Origin of the sequence: Streptomyces luteogriseus (assembly GCF_014205055.1) — a bacterium.
Classification (GTDB): domain Bacteria; phylum Actinomycetota; class Actinomycetes; order Streptomycetales; family Streptomycetaceae; genus Streptomyces; species Streptomyces luteogriseus.
Map to the genome: position 1 here is coordinate 7,777,273 of NZ_JACHMS010000001.1, position 20,629 is coordinate 7,797,901.

At 72.5% G+C, this 20,629-nt stretch carries 15 protein-coding genes and 1 pseudogene; 11 read left to right on the top strand and 5 right to left on the bottom strand.

The annotated features are described in order from the left end of the window. The first annotated feature begins 24 nt into the window (after nt 1–24). A complete protein-coding gene (locus BJ965_RS34565) occupies nt 25–597 on the top strand; it encodes a carbonic anhydrase (RefSeq protein WP_184914427.1) in 573 nt (190 codons plus the stop codon). 114 nt (nt 598–711) lie between these two features. Continuing rightward, a complete protein-coding gene (locus BJ965_RS34570) occupies nt 712–1,731 on the top strand; it encodes a LacI family DNA-binding transcriptional regulator (RefSeq protein WP_184914430.1) in 1,020 nt (339 codons plus the stop codon). Here BJ965_RS34570 and BJ965_RS34575 read toward each other — a convergent pair. Next, nucleotides 1,719–5,684, bottom strand: coding sequence for a glycosyl hydrolase (locus tag BJ965_RS34575; protein WP_184914434.1), 3,966 nt, complete (start codon nt 5,682–5,684; stop codon nt 1,719–1,721). The genes BJ965_RS34570 and BJ965_RS34575 overlap by 13 nt on opposite strands. A gap of 208 nt (nt 5,685–5,892) precedes the next feature. Between BJ965_RS34575 and BJ965_RS34580 the strand changes: the two genes are divergently transcribed. The 7 genes and pseudogenes from BJ965_RS34580 to htpG all read left to right on the top strand — a co-directional run bounded on the left by BJ965_RS34580 (nt 5,893) and on the right by htpG (nt 14,621). Then, complete coding sequence (locus BJ965_RS34580; protein ID WP_184914438.1) at nt 5,893–7,179, top strand: MFS transporter; 1,287 nt, start codon at nt 5,893–5,895, stop codon at nt 7,177–7,179. Nucleotides 7,180–7,181: 2 nt separating this feature from the next. Beyond that, nucleotides 7,182–8,645, top strand: a complete 1,464-nt coding sequence (locus BJ965_RS34585) for an L-fucose/L-arabinose isomerase family protein (RefSeq protein WP_184914443.1) — start codon at nt 7,182–7,184, stop codon at nt 8,643–8,645. 291 nt (nt 8,646–8,936) lie between these two features. Further along, nucleotides 8,937–10,168: pseudogene (locus BJ965_RS34590) on the top strand (cation:proton antiporter). Nucleotides 10,169–10,623: 455 nt separating this feature from the next. After that, a complete protein-coding gene (locus tag BJ965_RS34595; protein ID WP_184914446.1) occupies nt 10,624–10,911 on the top strand; it encodes a DUF3040 domain-containing protein in 288 nt (95 codons plus the stop codon). A 195-nt stretch (nt 10,912–11,106) separates the two neighbouring features. Continuing rightward, on the top strand, nt 11,107–11,805 hold the full coding sequence (locus tag BJ965_RS34600) for a hypothetical protein (RefSeq protein WP_184914450.1): 699 nt from the start codon (nt 11,107–11,109) through the stop codon (nt 11,803–11,805). 116 nt (nt 11,806–11,921) lie between these two features. Next, complete coding sequence (locus BJ965_RS34605; protein WP_184914453.1) at nt 11,922–12,635, top strand: class F sortase; 714 nt, start codon at nt 11,922–11,924, stop codon at nt 12,633–12,635. A gap of 87 nt (nt 12,636–12,722) precedes the next feature. Beyond that, a complete protein-coding gene (gene htpG / locus BJ965_RS34610; protein ID WP_184914456.1) occupies nt 12,723–14,621 on the top strand; it encodes a molecular chaperone HtpG in 1,899 nt (632 codons plus the stop codon). Nucleotides 14,622–14,633: 12 nt separating this feature from the next. On the opposite strand, the gene BJ965_RS34615 is transcribed toward htpG, so the two are convergent. The 3 genes from BJ965_RS34615 to BJ965_RS34625 all read right to left on the bottom strand — a co-directional run bounded on the left by BJ965_RS34615 (nt 14,634) and on the right by BJ965_RS34625 (nt 16,193). Continuing rightward, nucleotides 14,634–14,885, bottom strand: a complete 252-nt coding sequence (locus tag BJ965_RS34615; protein WP_184914459.1) for a twin-arginine translocase TatA/TatE family subunit — start codon at nt 14,883–14,885, stop codon at nt 14,634–14,636. Further along, nucleotides 14,873–15,538: a hypothetical protein gene (locus tag BJ965_RS34620; protein ID WP_184914462.1), complete on the bottom strand. Its 666-nt coding sequence runs from the start codon at nt 15,536–15,538 to the stop codon at nt 14,873–14,875. The genes BJ965_RS34615 and BJ965_RS34620 overlap by 13 nt, the downstream gene beginning before the upstream one ends. A 79-nt stretch (nt 15,539–15,617) precedes the next feature. After that, nucleotides 15,618–16,193: a TerD family protein gene (locus BJ965_RS34625; protein WP_142165507.1), complete on the bottom strand. Its 576-nt coding sequence runs from the start codon at nt 16,191–16,193 to the stop codon at nt 15,618–15,620. 144 nt (nt 16,194–16,337) lie between these two features. Here BJ965_RS34625 and BJ965_RS34630 point away from each other — a divergent pair, with 144 nt between their 5' ends. Further along, on the top strand, nt 16,338–16,724 hold the full coding sequence (locus BJ965_RS34630) for a BlaI/MecI/CopY family transcriptional regulator (protein WP_184914465.1): 387 nt from the start codon (nt 16,338–16,340) through the stop codon (nt 16,722–16,724). Nucleotides 16,725–16,730: 6 nt separating this feature from the next. Next, complete coding sequence (locus BJ965_RS34635; protein WP_184914473.1) at nt 16,731–17,702, top strand: M56 family metallopeptidase; 972 nt, start codon at nt 16,731–16,733, stop codon at nt 17,700–17,702. 437 nt (nt 17,703–18,139) lie between these two features. Here the strand turns inward: BJ965_RS34635 and BJ965_RS34640 are convergent, their stop codons facing one another. Next, nucleotides 18,140–20,620 (bottom strand): CBM35 domain-containing protein, encoded by a 2,481-nt coding sequence (locus BJ965_RS34640; RefSeq protein WP_184914476.1) that lies wholly within the window; start codon nt 20,618–20,620, stop codon nt 18,140–18,142. Nucleotides 20,621–20,629 lie beyond the last annotated feature (9 nt).

Sequence of the window (20,629 nt, forward strand, 5' to 3'; positions counted from 1 at the left end):
CCCTGGTCGGCGTTCGCACGGCTGATGGACGGCAACAAGCGCTGGGTGGACGGCAAGCTCCAGCACCCCGACCGCGATCCGAAGAGGCGCAAGTTCGTCGCCGAGGCGCAGGACCCGTACGGCGTGATCCTCTCCCGCATCGACTCCCGCGTGCCGCCGGAGCTCGTCTTCGACGCGGGCCTCGGCGACCTGTTCGTGATGCGCACCGGCGGGCAGGCCGTCGGACCCGTCGTCGTCGGTTCCGTGGAGTACGGCCCGATGACGTCCGGCACCCCGCTCGTCGTGGTCCTCGGCCACCAGCGATGCGGAGCCGTCAAGGCGGCCTACGGGGCCCTGAAGGACGACAAGCCGCTGCCCGGCAACCTCCAGCCGATCGCCGAAGCCCTGCGGCGGGCCTACCGGGAGACCGTCAGGCAGCAGCACGCGGACCCGGTCGACGCGATGGTCCGGATCCACACCAAGCAGACCGCCGCCGGCCTGCGGACCGACAAGGACCTCGCGCCACTCGTGAAGAGGGGTGAACTGGCAGTCGTCAGCGCCTACTACTCGCTCGACACAGGCCGCGTGGAGGTCCTCACCGGTGCACCCGCCGCCTGACCGGCGGCCGACGGGGACCGGGCGGAAAAAACGTTCCACGCCCGGTCACGTTATACTCGTGCCGCTCATGAAGGCCATCGTCGTGCCTGGTCGCGCGGCCGCAACAGCGAGGGGGTGGACGCCGTTCCGGCACGCCCCGCCCGCATCCAGGACGTCGCCGCGGCCGCCGGTGTCTCGGTGTCGACGGTGTCGAACGTGCTCAACCGGCCCGAGCGGGTCAACGCCCGGACCGCCGAGCGGGTCCGCGTCGCCGTCGCCGCGCTCGACTACGTCCCCCACCCGGGTGCCGCGGGCCTGCGCACGGGACACTCCTCCGCGATCGGGCTGGTACTGCCCGACATCACCAACTCCTTCTACGCGCGCATCGCACGGGGCGCCGCCGACGCGGCCTACGACCACGGCTACGCCCTCGTCCTCTGCCACAGCGGCGACGCCCCCGAGCGGGAGCAGGGCTACTTCAGCATGCTCGTCGGGCAGCGGGCCGTCGGAGTCGTCGTCGTACCGCTCAGCGCCGACCCGAGCCGGCTGGCCCGGCTGCGCGAACGGGGCATCCCGCTCGTCCTGGCCGACCGCGCGATGCCCGACCGGGAGGGCTGCTCGGCCTCCGTGGACGACATCGCCGGCGGCCGCATCGCCGTACAGCACCTCCTCGACAGCGGGGCCCGCGACATCCTGGTCGTCAACGGGGAGCGCGGCATACGCCAGTGCGCCGACCGCTACCAGGGCGCCCGGCAGGCCGTGCGCAGCCGCCGCGGGGCGCGGCTCGACCAGGTCGTCGCCGAGCGGATGACCGTCGCGTACGGCACGGAGATCGCCCGCGGGCTGAAGGATCTGCCCGACGGGGTGTTCTGCACCAACGACTTCCTCGCCGCCGGCCTGTGCCGGGGTCTGACCGAGCGGGGCGTGCGCGTCCCCGAGGACGTCCAGGTCGTCGGCTACGGCGACCTCGACGTCGCGGCCTTCGGGGCGACGACCCTGACCACGGTCCGGCAGCCGGTCGAGGACCTCGGCCGGGCGGCCGTGGAGATGCTGCTCGACGAGATCGAGGCCCGCGCCGACCACCTCCACGAGACCCGCGTCTTCGCCCCCGGCCTCGTCCTGCGCGACTCCACCCGGCCGCCCTACGACGACTGACCCCCGGCCGGGATCCGCAGCGTCACCGGCCCCCACAGCCCCGACGGCAGCTGGCACGGGAAAGCCCAGTCGGTCGGCGTGGCCTCCCGCAGGTACGGGGCCAGCGTGCCCCGGACCGTCACCTCCACCCGGACGGTCCGCCCCGCGGCAGCGCGCAGGGGGAAGCGGTACGGCGCGCAGAACGCCTCGCCGGCGAGCTCCCCGTCGACCGACACCTCCACACTGCCCCGCACCCGCCCGAGATCCAGCACGGGATCGGGCCCGTGCGGCACCTCCACCGCCCGCGCGTACGTCACGCCCCCGCTCCAGCCGCCCAGCCCCTGCTCGCGCCAGTCACCCAGTGCCAGCGGCGCCGGCACGGTTTGCACCCGAACCGGCCCGTGCCAGGCGGAGCCACCCCGCAGTATCGCCGTGGGCTCGGTGACCACCTCGACACGGGCCGGTGCCGGGAGCGGCTCACGGAGCGTCAGCCGGTCGCCGGTCAGGGGGAGTTCGGCTCCCTTCCCGACCCGCACGCGCGCGGGCAGCGCCAACGGCAGCTCCAGCGACACCGTTCCCGCCGGCACGGTGAACCGGAAGCGCTGCGGCGACGCCCGGACGCCGTCGGTGGACCGAGACGGCCGTACGGTACCGCCGAGCAGCGGGCGCCCGTTGAGCCATGCGGTGTCCGGCAGCGGGTGCGGCCGCACGGCGGCGTGACAGTGCTGCAACTCGCCCCGCCTGCGCGTGTCCTCGACGGTCCGGCCCCGCCACGCGCCCGTCCCGGCCTCCCAGCCGGCCCCACTGACCAGGGACGTCACCCCGGCCCCCGAAGACGCCATCAGGTCGACGAACACGGCGTCCCGGACGTCGGCGGTGTCCGCCACGACCTCCAGTGTGTGCTCACCCGCCCCGAGTTCCGGCTCATGGCGGAAGAACATCGGCACGGCGCCCCAGTCCGCCGCGTAGTACTCCACCTCCTCCTGCCGCGCCACCACCTCCCCGTCGAGCAGCACGGTCACCGCCGAGGCGGCCCCCACGACGAGCACCGCCCGCGCCTGTCCGGCCGGGGCCCGGAACCGCGCGCGATAGGCGACCCGGCCGTCGGGCCGGACCCCGTCGGGCGGGCGCATGAACCGAGGCCGGAAGCCGAGCCCGCCCGGCTCGGAGAGGCAGAAGAAGCTGCCGAGCGGTGTGCCGGTGGCTGCCGAGATCGTCGAGGGCCGGTCCTGGGCGTCCGACAGCTCGTACTCCAGCACATTGCGCTCCCGGGCCACGGTGACCGGGGCGGAGGCCAGGTAGCCGCCGTCGAAGGGGCCCAAGGGCTCCCCGTTCCACCACACCCGCTTGACCGCCTCCGCGCCGACGTGCAGCTCGGCGGGCCCCCGGTGGCCGGTCTCCACGATCGCCCGGACCCGGGCGGCCGTTCCCCCGACCGGCACGGGGACCCGAACGAACTCCTCGCTCACCAGCCCCTTGGTGCCCAGCAGCCCGCCCTGGTCCGGGAGGCCACGGCTCGACGAGTACACCCCGGTCTCCCAGCCCGAGTCCGGCGGGACGAGCGGCAGTTCACCGGCCAGGACCCGCTCCGCGTCGGCGGCGCCGAGCGGTTCGGGAACCCGGCCGGGCGCCACCGGGGGCAGGACCCGGACCCGGTTGCCGTAGGTGACCCGGGTCCGCTCCCAGGCCGCACCCTCGGTCCACTCCATGGTCCAGATCTGCGGCTCCTCCACGGACGCCCCCGGGGGCAGTGCCAGATCGCCCCAGGTGTTGTCCATCGTGGGCACCAACCGGCCGTTCCAGCCCGCCGAGAGGTCGACCGTCCGGACCGCCGTCCCCCTCGCGGAGGGGGCTGGCGCCGGGCGGCCTTCCCGCCAGACGACCAGGGCCGCGGGGGCGCCGTCCAGCGGCACCTCGATGGCCGACAGGGCACCGTCCTCGGAGACCGTGACACGGGCGGGGGCGCGGGAGCCGGTCGCCGGGTTCCAGACCTCGGCCTCCGCGACGCACGCCCGGACGGTGACGGACGAGGTTCGGTCGGGCCGGGGCTCGGGCTGGGGCTCGGTCCCGGGCGGGCGCAGTGGATGCGCGCCGATCTCGGGGAAAGCAGCCGTCACCAGGGCCACCGCCTCGTTCCCCTGCCGCCGGACGAGCAGCGGTACGTCACCCGTCGCGTACCCGGCCGCGTCGGCCACCGCCTCGGCGCCGGCCTCGGGACCGCCGGCCCGCTCGAGCCGGGGGTGCGCCGACAGGGATGCCACGACGGCATCGTCACCGGCGCGGCCCGCGGCCGTCCCGGGCGGGCGGCCCACGACCACCACCCGCCCTCCCGCGTCGAGCAGTTCGGACAGCCGCCGTGCCGTCCCCTCCTCCAGCACACTCGCCGAGGGCAGCAGCACCGCCCTGTACGCCATGCCCCCGACCCGCAGCGCCCCGTCGGCGACCTCGGCGCGCTGGACCGAGTCGTCGTCGACGACGTCGAAGGAGATCCCGTGCCGGTCCAGGGCACCGGCATGCGGCCCCAGCCAGTTGTTCGAGCCGCACAGGTCCAGATAGTGGCGCTGGGTCTCGTCGGCGTCGGCGTGGTCGTCGCCCAGCAGCCCGTCGCCGAAGTGCCGGACGGGTGCGTCGAGGGGGACGAGGGCCTGCATGGTGGCGGTGGGGTGCAGCACCGCCACGTCGGCCGCGTAGCCGCCCCACGACATGATCGAGCAGATCCGGGCCACGGCCCGGGAGAACACCGGGTACTGCTTCCAGTAGGGCTGGCGCCAGTCGGTGGACGGCGGCGCCCACTCGAACCAGCCGCCCGCTGTGCCGAAGTAACTGGCGTGCGGGTTGTACAGGTTGGCGCCGCTGCGCAGGAACGGCAGCAGCCAGTCGTAGGTGTCCTCCAGCGTGCCGCCCCAGCCGGAGGAGTGGAACGCCTCGATCCACACGCGCTCGTGGCCGTAGAGGTGGGCCATGGAGGAGTGCACCTTGGCGTCGCCGTGGTGGTCGCTGCCCGCGGCGCCGTACCAGCGGTGGGTGCGGAAGTAGTCGGTGTAGATCTGCGTGGACTGGGCCGGGTAGCCCGCGCGGGCGGGATGACTCTGGTCGCTGCCCAGCAGCAGACCGCGCTCGCGGTGCCAGGCCGCGAGCGGCCGGAACAGGGCCTCCTCGGTCAGCTGCGCGCGGACCGCGTAGTAGTCGGCGCGGACCTTCCTCTCCGGCACCCCGGACTCCGTGCCGAACAGGGCCGGCAGGTGGTCGAGCAGGTCGTAGCCGCGCCGGGCGCGGAACTCGTCGGCGAAACGGTGGCTCCAGGCGTTGGTGCCGGGCAGTTCGTCCTGGAAGCTGCCCGCGATGACACTGCCGAGGTACTCCGGTACCCGGCGGTCGTACTCGTGGTGGACCGTGTCCATCAACAGGCCCACGGCGTGCGGGTCCAGGTAGTCGAACGCGGTGGGGACGGCGGTGACGAGCCGCACCTCGGTCCCGTCCGGGGCCGCCAGGTGTCCGCCCGCGTCGAGATCGAGCCGCCGGCCCTGCCGGGAGTACGCGGCCAGCGGCGTCTCGGCGTCCGCCAGGGCGACCGCGCCCCCGGAGACGCGCACGTCACGGCAGCGCAGCGCGAGTCCGGCGGCCTCGGGGTGACGCCGCGTCACCCCGCCCTGCACGTTGGCCCCGGAGAACCCGATCTGGTCGTAGAACCACAGCCGCGTGCCCAGTTCGGCGGCGATCTCGCAGGCGTCGGTGAAGCGCGCCCACCACTCCTCGCCGAACCACACCGGATCGTCGGCGCGGGCCCCGAACGTCGGGCCGGCCGGAGCCAGATTGATGACCACCAGGTTGTGGACCCCGCCCTCCGCGAACGCCCGCAACTGCCAGACGAGTCGCTCGCGGGTCACCTTCGCCCCCGACCACCACCACAGGGGAGTGGGGCCGAAGTCGCGGGGCGGATCGTCGAACAGTCGCCGGAGCTCGGAGGAGATCACGGACCACGGTCCTTCCCTGAAACGTTTTCAGGCCCCCTTCACCGTAGGCGAGCTGGGGCGGCCACGCCATATGCCCGTACGGAGCCCGCTGCTTCGGCGTCATGTCGCTCCTACGTGCGCGACACCTTGTTGCAACGTTTTTCTCGCCCTATATTCGCTGCGACCAGGCCCCCGGAACCGCGATGTCACCAGACGACGGAGTCGCATCATGGCCGGTACCCGCCCCATCCCCCCACCGCTCTGGAAGGCCGCCGCCCTGTCGGGCATGGCCTCCTACCTCGACGCCGGGCTGATCGTGAGCATCTCCGTCAACCTGGCCATCTACCGCGACAGTTACGACATGGGCGTGTGGATGGCCGGGGCGATCAGTGCGATCGTCACCGGCTGCATCGCCGTCGGATCCCTCGTCGGCGGACGGCTCGCCGACCTCTTCGGCCGCCGCCGCGTCTACAACTGGGACATCTTCTGCTTCGCGATCGGCGCCCTCGTCATCACGCTCGCGCCGGACGACATCACCCTGCTGGCCGGTGTACTCGTCGCGGGCCTCGCGGCCGGCGCCGACCTGCCGACGTCACTGGCCGTGGTGTCGGACGCGGCGCCCGCCTGGGCCCGGGGGAGACTGGTGGCGTTCACGCAGGTCATGTGGATGCTGGGCATCACGGTCGCCATCTTCCTCGGCTTCGTCCTGTCCACCACGGGCATGACCGGGGCCCGGCTGATCACCGGGCAGCTCGCCGTCGCCGCACTGGTCACCTGGGCCCTGAGGTCCCGGCTGAAACTGCCCGACGCCCCGTCGGAGCCGGACACCGAGACCGCTCCGGAGAGCATCTCCCTGAAGAACGTGTGGACCCGCGCCGCCCTGGTGCCGATGACCGCGACCTTCGTCTTCTACGTGACCTGGGGCCTCGGGGCCAACACCTTCGGCCAGTTCGGCACCTATCTGCTCGTCACCGTCAGCGACGCCTCGCAGAGCCTCGCCACCGGGATCAACCTGGCGTTCATCCCGATCGGTGTGCTGCTCACCGTCGCCTTCGTGCGCGTCGCCGACAGCCCCTGGCGCGACCGGCTGTTCCACGTGGCGGCCGTGGTGCAGATCCTGGCCTTCGTCATCGCGTCCCTGACCGCGGGCGCACTCGTCGGCATGCTCGTCTTCTTCGTGCTCTACCAGCTCTCCAACCCCTTCGCCGGAGAGGCCAACTACAAGGTGTGGTCGCAGCTCACGCTGCCCGCGGACACCCGCGGCACCACCCAGGGCCTGACCTACGCCCTGTCCCGGGGCGTCTTCGCGGTCGCGGCGTTCTTCACCCCGGCCCTGGCCGATCACAGCCCCTCCGTCCTCCTCTGGACGATCACCGCCTGCATGACGGCGGCCGCGTTCGCGGGCCTGTTCATCATCCGCGTCCTGGTCCCGCGCTCCGCGAGCCCCGGGCGGGACGCGGCGGACCTGCGCGTTCCCAGCACCTGGCCGGCCGGCCTCTCCGACAAGGAGCACTGACCATGGCAACGACCGCGGATCGCACGGGCGTACGGACCGCCGCCCTCCACGACCTGCTCCCGCCCGTCACCCGGCGCCGCACCCGGATCGGCCTGGTCTCCGGCGGACTCGGCACGTACTGGCCCCAGTTCCCCGGCCTGCTGCCGCAGTTGAAGGAATCGGCCGCCCATGTCGCCGACCGCTTCCGGCAGATGGACGCGGAGGTGACCGACGCCGGGTTCGTCTCCGACGCCCGGGAAGGCGCACGCGCCGCCGAGGAGTTGCGCAAGGCCGACTGCGACCTGATCGTGCTGTTCCTCACGACGTACCTCACCTCCTCGATGGTGCTGCCGATCGCCCAGCGCTCGCACACCCCGGTGCTGGTCATCGACCTCCAGCCGTCCGAGAGGATGGACCACGCGGCCTTCGGCACGGGGGACTGGCTGGCCTACTGCGCACAGTGCTCCGTCCCCGAGGTGGGCAACGTCTTCCGCCGTGCCGGCATCCCCTTCCGGTCGGTGTCGGGCTGGCTGCACCAGGAGTCCGCCTGGCGGCGCATCGAGCAGTGGATCCGGGCCGCCCGCATCCGGGCCGCGCTCCGGCACGCCCGGCACGGCCTCATGGGGCACGTCTACCCCGGCATGCTCGACGTGCAGACCGATCCGACCCTGCTCGCCACGACGTTCGGCTCGCACGTGGAGGTCCTGGAGTTCGACGACCTGCGGCACCGCGTGGAACAGGTGACGCAGGCGGAGACCCGGGAGCGGATGGCGCTCGCCCGCCAGGTGTTCACCCTCGACGAGAGCGTGGTGGAGGAGGACTTCGCCTGGGGCGCGACCGTGTCCGTCGCCCTGGACCGGCTGGTCGCGGACTTCGAGCTCGACAGCCTCGCCTACTACCACCGCGGCCTCGACGGCGAACTGCACGAGCGGCTCGCCGCCGGCATGATCCTCGGCGCCTCCCTGCTGACCGCCCGGGGCGTGCCCGCAGCCGGCGAGTACGAACTGCGCACATCCGTCGCCCAGTTGGCCACTCAGTGCGCAGGGGCCGGAGGCTCCTTCACCGAGATCCAGGCCCTCGACTTCGAGGACGGCGTCGTGGAGATGGGCCACGACGGCCCCGCCCACCTCGCGCTCGGCGCCCGCGACCCGCTGCTGCGCGGCCTCGGCGTCTACCACGGCAAGCGCGGCTGGGGCGTGAGCGTCGAGCTCGACGTCCGGCACGGGCCCGTCACCCTGCTCGGCCTCGGCCAGGATGCCGACGGCAGCCTGTCCTTCGTCACCTCCGAGGGCACCGTCGTACCGGGACCGCTGCTGGAGATCGGCAACACCACCAGCCGGGTCGACTTCGACCGCGACCCCGGCGAATGGGTCGACGCCTGGAGTGCCACGGGCGTCGGCCACCACTGGTCCCTCGCGGTCGGCCACCGCACGGCCGACTTCCGGGCCGCCGCGAGCCTGCTGGGCATCGACCACCGGCAGGTGTGAGGGGCCCCCACCGCGCCGGGGAGGGTGTCGTCGAGGATGGGTGTCGTCCCCACCCGGATGTGGGTGCGGGCACCGATGGTGGCGGGCCCGGGGCCCGTGTGAGGCTGACAGCACCGCCCGAGCCGCCGCGCCCTGGTCATGGCCGCGGCCTCGGGGGCGCGCCGAGAGGCGCGCGCTGCCCGACCCAGCCTCCTGGAGGAGGAGCCCCTATCCATCCCCGTTCGGTGAAACGATCCGCCTGCGCGTCCACGAAGGTGGTGATCCGTGGGACACGCTGACAGCCTTCTCGCCATGGGCGGAGCCTTCCTGGCCGCCGCCTTCCTCGCCCGCCTCGGCGGCAGAATCGGCCTCCCCACGATCCCGCTGTTCATGCTCGCGGGCATCCTCCTCGGCCCCCACACCCCCGGCCTGGTCATCGTCCAGGACGCCCACGACTTCGAGATGCTCTCGGCACTCGGACTGGTGCTGCTGCTGTTCTACCTCGGCCTGGAGTTCCACCTCGACGACCTCAAGAGCGGCGGCCGGCGGCTGCTGGCAGCGGGCGGGATCTACCTGCTGCTCAACGTCGGCGCGGGCCTGGGATTCGGCTTCGTGCTGGGCTGGGGCGTCCGGGAGGCACTCGTCCTCGCCGGTTCCTCGGGATCTCCTCGTCCGCCATCTCCACCAAGATCCTCATCGACCTGGGCCGCATCGGGCGCCCGGAGACGCGCCTCATCCTGGGCGTCATCGTGGTCGAGGACATCTTCCTCGCGCTGTACCTGGCCGCCCTCCAGCCCGTCATCAGCGGCGCCCAGGGCGTGGGCGACATGGTCCTGCAGGGCGCCAAGGCCTTCGGCTTCCTGTTGCTGCTGGCCGCGGCGGCCCGCTACGGCACGAAACCGGTCGGGCGGCTCATCGAGACCCGCGACAACGAACTGCTCGTCATCAGCTTCCTCGGCGCGGCCGTCCTGGTTGCGGGAGTCGCCGAGGTCCTCGGCGTCGCCGACGCCATCGGCGCGTTCATGGTCGGCCTGATCCTGGCCGGAACCCCCTCCGGCCCGCGCATCAGGGACCTGGTACACCCGCTGCGCGACGCCTTCGCGGCCATCTTCTTCTTCGCCTTCGGCCTCTCCATCGACCCCGGCGACATCGTCTCCGTCGTCGGACCGGTCACCGCGGCGGCCGTCCTGACGCTCGTCATGAACGTCATCGCCGGTCTCCTCGTCGCCCAGGTGTACCGCTACGGCATCGACCCCGCAGCCGAGATCGCCACCACGCTCGTGGTCCGCGGGGAATTCGCGCTGATCCTGGCCGCCATGGCCGCCGGCGCTGGCCTCGACGCCCGGCTCGCCCCCTTCATCGCCGGGTACGTCCTCGTCCTCGCGGTCCTCGGACCCATCGCCGCCGGACGCGCGCACCTGCTCGCCCGGGCGCTCCGGACGGGCCAGGGCCTCCTGCCCCGCCGCACGGCCCCGGCGTACGACGTCGGACCCGAGAGCGACGGCACACCGTCCGCCCCCCAGCCCGCCGAGGCCGAGCGGTAGCGGGCGATGGCCGGCCCCGGCGCGCCCCAGGGGCCGGGCCGCCCGACGCGGACGGCACGGATCGTACGCAGCACGGCGTGCGCGACGAGCACGAGGGCGGTCAGCCGGAAGATCCGTCGGAGCAAGAGCGCCGCTTACCGCCGCCTCGAGCCCGCGGACGCCCGGCGCCGGGCCGGCCCGCCGTCCGTGACAGCACCCGTCGTCGGACCGAACACCCGCATCCCGGAACGGCGTTCGGCGGAGGCGGCCACCGGGAAGAATGGAGGTGGGGCCCGATGGGGGACGCCGCTGGAGGGGGGAAGCCGAAGCCCTGGTGAGACAGCCGCGGCCGGTCGTACCGCCGCATCGGCGCGCCCTGTCTCCCTCCGCACCGCACAGGGCCCGACCCCTCAGGACTTGTCATGCCCTCAGCCGTGTCCTGCCTCGAAGCGCTCGGGTTCCGGGAAGGAGAAGCCGTGCCGCAGTCCGAAGACCGTCGTCTGGTCGATCTCGAAGCACGACTCGAGCGGGAGGACCCCCGGTTCACCCGGGCCATGAGAACCGGCCGACCCGCCCGGCCCCGCGAGTACCGGCGGGCCGGAGCCTGGTGGGGGCTGGGGCTCGGCTTCGTCGTGCTGGGCACCGGCATCGTCCTGGCGCAGGGGCTGCTCATCGCGGGCGGGCTCGTCCTCGTCGGCATGGCGGCGCAGCTGGCCGATCCGGACCCGGCCCGCATGACGCACCGGGGGTTCGGACGGCGCTGACGGGGGCGGTCCGGCGGGTCCCTCCGGGGCCGGCCGGACCGTCGCGTTATGCCGCCGTCAGGGTGTCGTCTTAACCCGTGTGCACGCCCCGGATGGTGGGACGGCCCGACTCGACTGACGGTGGTTCACGTCGAGGCCGGGTCTCGTGAGCTGGCGAGGCGTCAGCTGCCCGGCTCGCGACGAAAGGACTCACCGATGCGCTCTGCCCGCATGCTGCTCGCGACGGCCACTGCCACGGCCGCCCTCGCGATCGCCGCACCCGCCGCATTCGCCGACGCGATGGGTGACGGGGACCACGACACCACTTCCTACAGCAAGGAGCACCACAAGGACGGCAAGCACCACAAGCCGCACGGCGGGATGCACACGGGTGGCGGAGCGCTGTCCGCGGTGACCGCGGACGACTGGGACTCCTCCGAGCAGGACAAGGGCGACTGGGGCGGCAAGGGCGACGAAGAGGGCAAGCACGAGGAGCACGGCAAGGACGACGGGCAGGAGAAGGGCTGGGAGGGCAAGCACGACAAGCACGGCAAGCCGCACGGTGGGATGCACACCGGCGGCGGTGCGCTGGCCTCCGTGAACTCCGACGACTGGGAGGGCTCCAAGTACGACCCGGACACCTACAAGGACGGCGAGGACGACTGGGGCGGCAAGCAGGAAGAGGGCGGCTCCGGCGAGAAGGGCGACTGGGGCGGCAAGCAGGAAGAAGGGGGCAAGCACGACAAGGGCTCCTGGGAGGGCAAGCACGAGAAGCCGCGCGGTGGCATGCACACCGGTGGCGGCGGCCTGGCCTCCGCTCCGGGCGTGACCGCCGGTGGTCTGGCGGTGCTGGCGGTGGCCGGCACCGGTCTGTTCGCGCTGCGTCGTCAGAAGGCCTCGCAGGGCGCCGTGTGACCGGTGCCTGACCCCATGGCAGCCGTGGCCGCCGCACGTGCCCCGCACGTCGCGGCGGCCCGGCTCGTCCTCCCGCGTGCCGTGCCCGCTGCCGTGCCTGAATGAGGTGGTCCTTGATGGCAGCCAGTCCCTCCGCTCTTTCCGACCTCGGCCCCGCCCCGTCGAAGCGGCGGTTCCGCCGCGTGGTGACGGTGCTCTGGGTGGTGGCCGCACTCGTCCTGACCGTGAACCTGGTCGGCGGCCGCGGTGGGTCGCCGGACTCCGCCGGCCCGCCGCACGCGCCGCCCGCCGTGGCCGCCGCCTCGGCCGTGCCCGACCTGCCCGACACGCCGTCCACGTCCGCGGCGCCCCACCGGTCCGGCGCGTCCGGCCCTCATCTGCCGCGGTCCCGGCCGGTGCGTCTGCTCATCCCCAAGATCTCGGTCGACGCGCCCTTCACCGCTCTCGCCATCAACGACTTCGGGCAGCTGGAACCGCCGCCGGCGGAGGACACCAACCTGGTCGGCTGGTACGCCAAGGGCCACACGCCCGGGGAGTCCGGCACCGCGATCATCGCCGGGCACGTGGACACCGCGACCGCCCCGGCCGTGTTCGCCGGACTCAACGCGCTGAAGAAGGGCGACCGGTTCCAGGTGGCGCGGGCCGACGGCAGCAAGGCGACCTTCGCCGTCGACGCCGTCGAGTCGTTCGAGAAGGACGCCTTCCCCAGCGACCGCGTCTACGGCGACACACCGAGGGCCCAGGTCCGGCTCATCACCTGCTCCGGCTCCTACGACCGTCGGGCCCGGGACTACACCGAGAACCTGGTCGTCTTCGCCCACCTCGTCTGACTTTCCGGCGCCCGGGCCTGACTTGGTGTTTTACAGTGACACCCACCAGTTCAGGCGACTGTGGGACCTGTGAGGGATTCGCGAACCATGACGACCGAAACGTTTGAGTTCCAGGTAGAGGCGCGTCAGCTGCTCCAGCTGATGATCCACTCGGTCTACTCGAACAAGGATGTCTTCCTGAGGGAGCTCGTCTCCAACGCCTCCGACGCGCTCGACAAGCTGCGTCTGGAGAAGCTGCGGGACGACTCCCTCGACGCCGACGTGTCGGACCTGCACATCGAGCTCGACATCGACAAGGAGGCCCGCACCCTCACCGTGCGGGACAACGGCATCGGCATGTCGTACGACGAGGTCGGGCAGCTCATCGGCACCATCGCCAACTCGGGGACCGCCACGTTCCTGAAGGAGCTGAAGGAGGCCAAGGACGCGGGCGGGGCCGAGGGGCTCATCGGCCAGTTCGGGGTTGGCTTCTACTCCGGCTTCATGGCGGCGGACGAGGTGACGCTGGTGACCCGGCGCGCCGGGGAGGGCCAGGGGACCCGCTGGACGTCGCGCGGCGAGGCCACGTACACGCTGGAGAGGGTCGACGACGCGCCGCAGGGCACCTCCGTCACGCTCCACCTCAAGCCCGCCGACCCCGAGAACCAGCTGCACGACTACACCTCCGAGTGGACGATCCGGGAGATCGTCAAGCGCTACTCGGACTTCATCACCTGGCCGATCCGGATGGTCCCGGAGGCGAAGGACGGTGAGAGCGCGCCCGAGCCCGAGACGCTGAACTCCATGAAGGCCCTGTGGGCGCGCTCGCGCGACGAGGTGTCCGACGACGAGTACCACGAGCTGTACAAGCACATCAGCCACGACTGGCGCGAGCCGCTGGAGACGATCCGGCTCCAGGCCGAGGGCACCTTCGAGTACCAGGCCCTGCTCTTCGTCCCCTCGCACGCCCCGCACGACCTGTTCACGCGGGACTTCAAGCGAGGCGTCCAGCTCTATGTGAAGCGCGTCTTCATCATGGACGACTGCGAGGCGTTGCTGCCGCCCTACCTCCGCTTCGTCAAGGGCGTCGTCGACGCGCAGGACCTCTCGCTCAACGTCTCCCGCGAGATCCTCCAGCAGGACCGGCACATCCGGATGATGCAGCGCCGGCTGACCAAGAAGGTGCTCTCCACGGTCAAGGAGATCAAGACCAAGGACGCCGACCGCTACGCCACGTTCTGGCGCGAGTTCGGCACGGCCCTGAAGGAGGGCCTGGTCACCGACTCCGAGAACCGCGACGCCATCCTCGCCGTCTCCTCGTTCGCGACCACGCACTCCGCCGACGAGCCGACCACGCTCGCGCAGTACGTGGAGCGGATGAAGGACGGCCAGGAGGACATCTGGTTCATCACCGGCGAGTCCCGGCAGAGCATCGAGAACTCCCCGCACATGGAGGCGTTCCGGGACAAGGGCATCGAGGTGCTGCTGCTCACCGACGCCGTCGACGAGGTCTGGGTCGACGCCGTCGGCGAGTTCCAGGGCAAGAAGCTCCGGTCCGTCGCCAAGGGCGAGATCGACCTCGACGCCGAGGGCGAGGAGAAGGCCGGCGAGGAGCGGGAGAAGCAGGCCGAGGAGTACGCCGGGCTGCTCGGCTGGATGCAGGAGCGGCTCGACGAGGACATCAAGGAGGTCCGCCTCTCCACGCGGCTCACGATCTCCCCGGCCTGCGTCGTCTCGGACGCGCACGACCTGACTCCGGCCCTGGAGAACATGTACCGGGCGATGGGCCAGGAGGTGCCGCGCACCAAGCGGATCCTGGAGCTCAACCCCGGCCACCCGCTGGTGAAGGGCCTGCACGAGGCGTACCGGGCGAGCGAGGACCGTTCGGAGCTCGCCGAGTCCGCCGAGCTGCTGCACGCCCTGGCGGTGCTCGCCGAGGGCGGCCAGCCCAAGGACCCGGCGCGCTTCGTCAGGCTCGTGGCGGACCGCCTGGAGCGGACGCTGTAGTCAGGGTGAGGATCAGGGGTGGTCCGGGGCGCCCGCCGGCCGGGCACCGGGCGGGGTGGTGCCGGTGCCCGGCGGGACGACCTCGCCCTGGACCACCCGCGGCGCGGGGGCCGTCCCGGCCTCCTCGTCCTTCGCCGCGCGGGCCTCGGCCTTGAGGATGCGGGCCGCCTTGCCGGCCGAGCGGGTCAGCTCGGGGAGCTTCTTCATCCCGATGACGGCTATGACGACGATGAGAATGATCGCGAGCTCGCTCAGTCCGAACATGGTGTCCTGTCCTCTCTCGCCCGGGCCGGGCACGGCGTGAGCGTATCGGGCGGGGAGCACGGTGTGATCGCCGTCCCGGGATGCGGTCCCAGATGACGGCGCAGGTGCGGCAGGATGCCGCGGTCGAGCAGTTCCTGCCGCCAGACCAGCCGGGCGTGCTCCACCTGGTCGGCGGCCGGGGGCACACCGCGCCGGCGCAGGGCCGTGTGCAGCACGTCGGCCAGGGTGACGAGGCCGGTCACGGCCGCCGCGAGCGCCAGGGTCCAGCCGGCCGCGACGAGCGACCCGGGCAGCGGGCCGACGGCGCCGGCGACGTGGAGCAGAGCGCCGGTCAGGAGCAGCGCCACGGCGGACGTGCCCGCCACGAGCGGCGTGAGCACCGCGAGGGCCGGCAGCAGACTGCCCGCGCCGAGCAGGCTCCGCGTCTCCTGCCGGGCGGCCCTGCGCACGGCCAGGTAGGAGCGGTACGGCCGCTCGGCCGCCGCCGCGATGTCGTCGGCGTGGGCGAGTGCGTGGGCGCGCAGGTGCGCCGCCGCCCGGCCGGTCGGGTCGGCGCCCAGGGCGCCACGGATGTCCGCGGTGCCCAGCGCGTGGTGCAGTACGGCTTCGAAGTCCGCGCGGTCGTCCGGGCGGAGGCGGGACGGGTCGGCCACATGGTCTCCCGGTCGGTTGCTGGGGCGGCCGCCGGGCCCGGCCACACGCGGTCGGGCCCGGCGGCGCGGTCGGTCCGGGTCAGACGTTGACGCCGAAATCGGAGGCGATGCCGGCCAGGCCCGAGGCGTAGCCCTGGCCGACGGCGCGGAACTTCCACTCGGTGCCGTGCCGGTAGAGCTCGCCGAAGACCATCGCCGTCTCGGTGGAGGCGTCCTCGGACAAGTCGTAGCGGGCGATCTCCTGGCCGCCCGCCTGGTTGACGACCCGGATGAAGGCGTTGCGGACCTGCCCGAAGCTCTGGCCGCGGTTCTCGGCGTCGTGGATGGACACCGGGAACACGATCTTCTCGATCTCGGCGGGCACGGCGGCGAGGTTCACCTTGACGGACTCGTCGTCGCCCTCGCCCTCACCGGTGAGGTTGTCGCCGGTGTGCTCGACCGAACCGTCCGGGCTCTTGAGCTGGTTGTAGAAGACGAAGTGCTGGTCCGACGGAACCTTGCCGGAGGCGTCGAGGAGCAGGGCGGAAGCGTCGAGGTCGTAGTCGGTGCCGGTGGTCGTGCGCACGTCCCAGCCCAGGCCGACCAGGACGGCGGTGAGGCCGGGCGCCTCCTTGCTGAGCGAGACGTTGCCGCCCTTGGACAGGGAAACTCCCACGGGATACTCCTTCTTGAGCGCTTGACGCGTGCGGTGCGGATGCCACTCCGAATCTACAGCAATGTAGAAGTAGGCGGGATGGGGCCGGCGGATCTATACGATGTCCGCAAGGGCAACGCAGGGCGGCGAAAGCGAGGCAGGGCGGTGACGGATCCCGGGCAGCGTCCCCGGCGGGGACAGGGTGAGCTGGAGGCGCTGGTGCTGTCGGCGCTGCGGGAGGCGGACGGCCCCGCCACGGCCGGCTGGGTGCAGGAACGCCTCGGCGGCGACCTCGCGTACACGACGGTGATCACGATCCTGACCCGGCTCCTGGGCAAGGGCGCGGTCACCCGGGAGCGGGTCGGCCGGTCCTTCGCCTGGACACCGGACTCGGACCAGGCGGGCCTGGCCGCCCGGAAGATGCGCAAGGTGCTGGACGCCGAGAGCGACCGCGGGGCCGTACTGGCCAGCTTCGTCACCGGCCTCGGCCCCGACGAGGAGCGGCTGCTGCGCGATCTGCTGGATCAGGCCCGGGGCGAAGGGGAAGACTGACGCCTCATGGGGGTCTTCGTCTTTCTGCCTCTGATCCTTCCGCTCACGGCCTGGCCGGTCGCACGCCTCGCCGAACAGCATCTGCATCCGCGGACCGCGACCCGGCTGCTGACGGTGCTGGCCGTGGTGCTGGCGCTGTGCAGCACCGTGTGCCTGGCGCTGGTGATGGTGGTCGGCACCGCCCAACTGCCCGGCAACCCCTTGCCCGACGGCTGGTCCGACCCCGAGGTGCGGGCGGCGGTGCCCTACGACGAGGTCGTGGGCAAGGCCGCGATTCCCGCGCTGTGCGCGGTGGTGGTGGCCTGCGCCCGGACGCTGAGGCGGCACGGGCGGGTGCGCCGCCAGGCGCATCTGGCCCTGGCGGGGCTGCGGGGGACGGAGGTGGCGGTGCTGCCCGACGCCGTGCCCTACGCGTACGCGCTGCCGCCCGGCGGACGCCGGGCCGGGGGTGGGGTGTCGCGGGCCGGCGCCGGGCGCGGCCGGGTCGTGGTGACCACGGCCCTGCTGGACCGGCTCCGGCCGGGCGAACGGCGGGCGCTGTTCGCCCACGAGCGGGCGCACCTGGCCGCACGCCACGACCGCTTCCTGCTCGCCGTGCAGCTGGCCGCCCGCGCCAACCCGTTCCTGCGGCCGCTGCGCTCCGCCGTGGCCTACACGGCGGAGCGGTGGGCGGACGAGGAGGCGGCCCGGGCGATCGGCAGCCGCCGCACCGTGGCGAGGGCGATCGGCACGGCCGCGCTCGTCTCGCGGGGCACCCCGCTGCCCACGCTCGCGGGACTCGCCGCTCCCGGCCCGGTGCCCCGCCGGGTGGCGGCCCTGCTGGGCCCGGCCCCCGCCGTGCACGACTGGCCGCCGGTGTTCACGGCGGTCGGGCTGGCCGCGTGGTGCGCGGCGGCGGGTACAGCCGTCTCGGCGATGTCGTCCGCGAACGCGGCCGTGACGATGTTCCTCATCCTGCACGCGGCGACACCGCTCTGACCGACGTGTCCGAGCGGCTGGCGCGCCCTCGGGGGCGCGGGGAACTGCGCGACAAGCCACGATGGCGCCGCACTCGGCAGACAGCGGGAAGTTCCATCCCGGAAGCCGCCGGGGCGTGGCCGCAGCCCTCCTCGCTGACCGGCGTGCCCGAGCGGCTGGCGCGCCCTCGGGGGCGCGGGGAACTGCGCGACAAGCCACGATGGCGCCGCACTCGGCAGACAGCGGGAAGTTCCATCCCGGAAGCCGCCGGGGCGTGGCCGCAGCCCTCCTCGCTGACCGGCGTGCCCGAGCGGCGGGCGCGCCCTCGGGGGCGCGGGGAACTGCGCGACAAGCCATGACGGCGCCGCACCCGGTAGGCAGCAGGAAGTCGACGCGACCGTGCCGCAGCCCGCCTCCACGGCGGACCGCGGCACCAGAAGCAGCCGACCTGCGAGGGCTCAGCCCACGACGCGGCCCAGTTCGATCCGGTCGATGTTCGGCGCCCAGGCGGCGGCGTTGCCGAACGTCACCTTGTTCGCGCCCTTCGCCAGATCGACCGGGATCCCGACGGTCCAGTAGTCGTCCCAGCTCCAGGTGTTCTTGAAGGTGACCTTCCGCGGCGCGGCGCTCCCGACCCCGATGTCCGCCGTACGGGACATGATGTCCGTGTTGTAGGCGTGGCCGTTGTCCCGGCGGTCGTTGTGGGCGTAGTGGACGACCAGCATGAAGCGGCCGGACCTGGGGGCGTCGACCGTGAACTCGGCGGTGCTGGAGGGGCTGTTGCCCAGCCACCCGATGTACGAACCCGCGGAGGCGTGCGGGGAGTCGACGAGCTTCGCGCCGCCCGTGAGCGTGGCCGAGGCGCCCTCGTAGGAGAGGGTGCCCGAGGCCGAGCCGTCACCCGAGCCGTCACCCGAGACGTCGAGGGAGCGGACGGCGGAGTGGCCCGACGTCATCGCGACCCGGTTGTTGCCCGCGACCAGGTACAGCCGCAGCGGGCGGCCGGGCGCCGCCGTGACGCTCTCACCGTGCAGCGCGAGCTTCACCGCGGCCGAAGCCCGCGGGATCACCGTGTAGTAGCCGTCGCGCGGGGCGTAGACGTCGAAGACGGCCTTGTCACCCGAGCGCAGGACCAAGGCGCCCGTGCCCACGCCCGCCGAGGACGAGTAGTCGTACGACGGTGTGCCGCTGATGTCCGCCAGGGTGGCCTCGTACGAGGCGCCGGCCGCGCCGGTGCGGACCGTCAGGTCGATCCGGTCGAGCGTCACCTCGGCGTCGCCCTTGGACAGCACCAACCGGTGCGTGCCCGCCGTCAGCCGGACGCCGACGTCCTTCTTGGCGCGGTAGGTCCAGTTCTCCGTGGAGGGGTAGGTGACCGTCACCGGGTCGGCGCCGTCGACGATCAGCTTCTGCGTCGCGGGCCCGCCGGACTGGTTGCCGTACAGGATCCCCAGGTCGTAGGTGCCGTCCTCCGGCACGTTCACCGTGAAGGCGACCTTGCTGCCGGGTTGGTTGAGGGAGCCGACGTCCTTGGTGCCGGAGGCCGCGTAGCCGTTGGCGTTGCTCACGGTGCCCTGGGTGTAGACCTTGCCGTCGGTGATGGCCGCGTCCTCGGCCTCGTACGACGCCGACCAGGGGACGGTGGCGGCGGACGGGGTGCCCGAGCCGCCCGGGGTGAGGACGATCCGGTACGCCGACATCTTGTGCAGGCCGCGCAGCGGTACGGTCACCGAACCGTCGTCCGAGACCTTCACCTTGGTGCGCGCCAGGACCCGCGGCGCCGCGTGCTTCCCCTCGTACCCCGACCAGGCGGCCTCGGCGACGGTCGCCGTGACCGTACGGCCGAACACGGACCGGGGGACGCGCTGCACGACCACGTCCGAATCGCCGTCCGCGCCCCCGAGCAGTACCTGCGCCTGGCGGCGGGAGGCGTCCAGGGAGGCGAGTCCCTGCAGGGTGTCGACGGTGTTCGGCCGCGGCGGCGTCACCTTCACGGTGTTCCCGGTCAGGCCCGCGTACCAGCGGAACAGCCACCAGCCGCCGTTGGGGATGTTCGAGCGCACCACATGGCCGCTGAGATTCCCGGCGGCGTCCCAGTACGCCATGTTGGCGTACACCTTGTTGCGCTCGAACATCGACACCCACTGCACCAGCTGGCCGGGCACGGACAGGTCGCGGCGGTTGGCGTACTCGTCGATATTGATCTTCAGCGGGGCGACGCCCGCCTCGCGCTCCAGCCCGCGGTAGTCGTCGTAGTGCGCCTGGAAGTCGCGCAGGGAGCCCGAGCCGAGTTCGTGCCAGGTCATCACCTGGGGCAGCACGTTCTCCCGCTGGGTGAACGCGAGGAAGTCCTTCAGCAGACGCGAGTGGTACGCGGCCTCGTTGGGACCGGCGATCCGCGCGTCCGGATCGATCGCGCGGATGCGCTGGTACACCGTCTTCCAGTCCCGGAAGAATCGGTCGCGGTTCTTCTCGTACTGCGCCTGATCCTGGACGTCGAGCTTGTACCAGATCTGGTCGGGCTCGTTGAACGGGATGTAGACGAAGCGGTCGCTGTTCGGGGCGGCCGATATCTCCTTGACGATCTTGTCGACCTTGGGCAGGTAGTCGTCGATGCCGAGGTCCTCGTACGGCCACTTCGCGTAGATGTCCTGCATCATCACGTTGATCTCGCCGCCACCGGCGCGGAAGAACGACTTGGAGACGGTGAGCGCGTCCCCGTTGGGGTGCTGGGCGCCGCCCTCCGGCTTCTGCGAGATGCTGGTGATCTTCAGGGGCTCCATCACGGCGTCACTGGGCACCCCGTCGTCACTGAGCCCGTAGAGGGAGCCGTTGGCGCCGAGCATCACCCGGCCCTCGGACGCGCCCAGGTCGACGGTGAGGCGTTGCGGGTCGGCTGCGGCTGCCGCGGGACCTGCCGCGGGGAGGGTGGCTGCCATGGCGGCTGC

What these genes read in the sequence shown, in the direction of transcription:
- BJ965_RS34635 (WP_184914473.1), top strand. Translation starts at nt 16,731, where the DNA reads ATGGGGGTCTTCGTCTTTCTGCCTCTGATCCTTCCGCTCACGGCCTGG.
- htpG (WP_184914456.1), top strand. Translation starts at nt 12,723, where the DNA reads ATGACGACCGAAACGTTTGAGTTCCAGGTAGAGGCGCGTCAGCTGCTC.
- BJ965_RS34565 (WP_184914427.1), top strand. Translation starts at nt 25, where the DNA reads ATGGACGGCAACAAGCGCTGGGTGGACGGCAAGCTCCAGCACCCCGAC.
- BJ965_RS34640 (WP_184914476.1), bottom strand. Translation starts at nt 20,620, where the DNA reads ATGGCAGCCACCCTCCCCGCGGCAGGTCCCGCGGCAGCCGCAGCCGAC.
- BJ965_RS34600 (WP_184914450.1), top strand. Translation starts at nt 11,107, where the DNA reads ATGCGCTCTGCCCGCATGCTGCTCGCGACGGCCACTGCCACGGCCGCC.
- BJ965_RS34615 (WP_184914459.1), bottom strand. Translation starts at nt 14,885, where the DNA reads ATGTTCGGACTGAGCGAGCTCGCGATCATTCTCATCGTCGTCATAGCC.
- BJ965_RS34605 (WP_184914453.1), top strand. Translation starts at nt 11,922, where the DNA reads ATGGCAGCCAGTCCCTCCGCTCTTTCCGACCTCGGCCCCGCCCCGTCG.
- BJ965_RS34580 (WP_184914438.1), top strand. Translation starts at nt 5,893, where the DNA reads ATGGCCGGTACCCGCCCCATCCCCCCACCGCTCTGGAAGGCCGCCGCC.
- BJ965_RS34585 (WP_184914443.1), top strand. Translation starts at nt 7,182, where the DNA reads ATGGCAACGACCGCGGATCGCACGGGCGTACGGACCGCCGCCCTCCAC.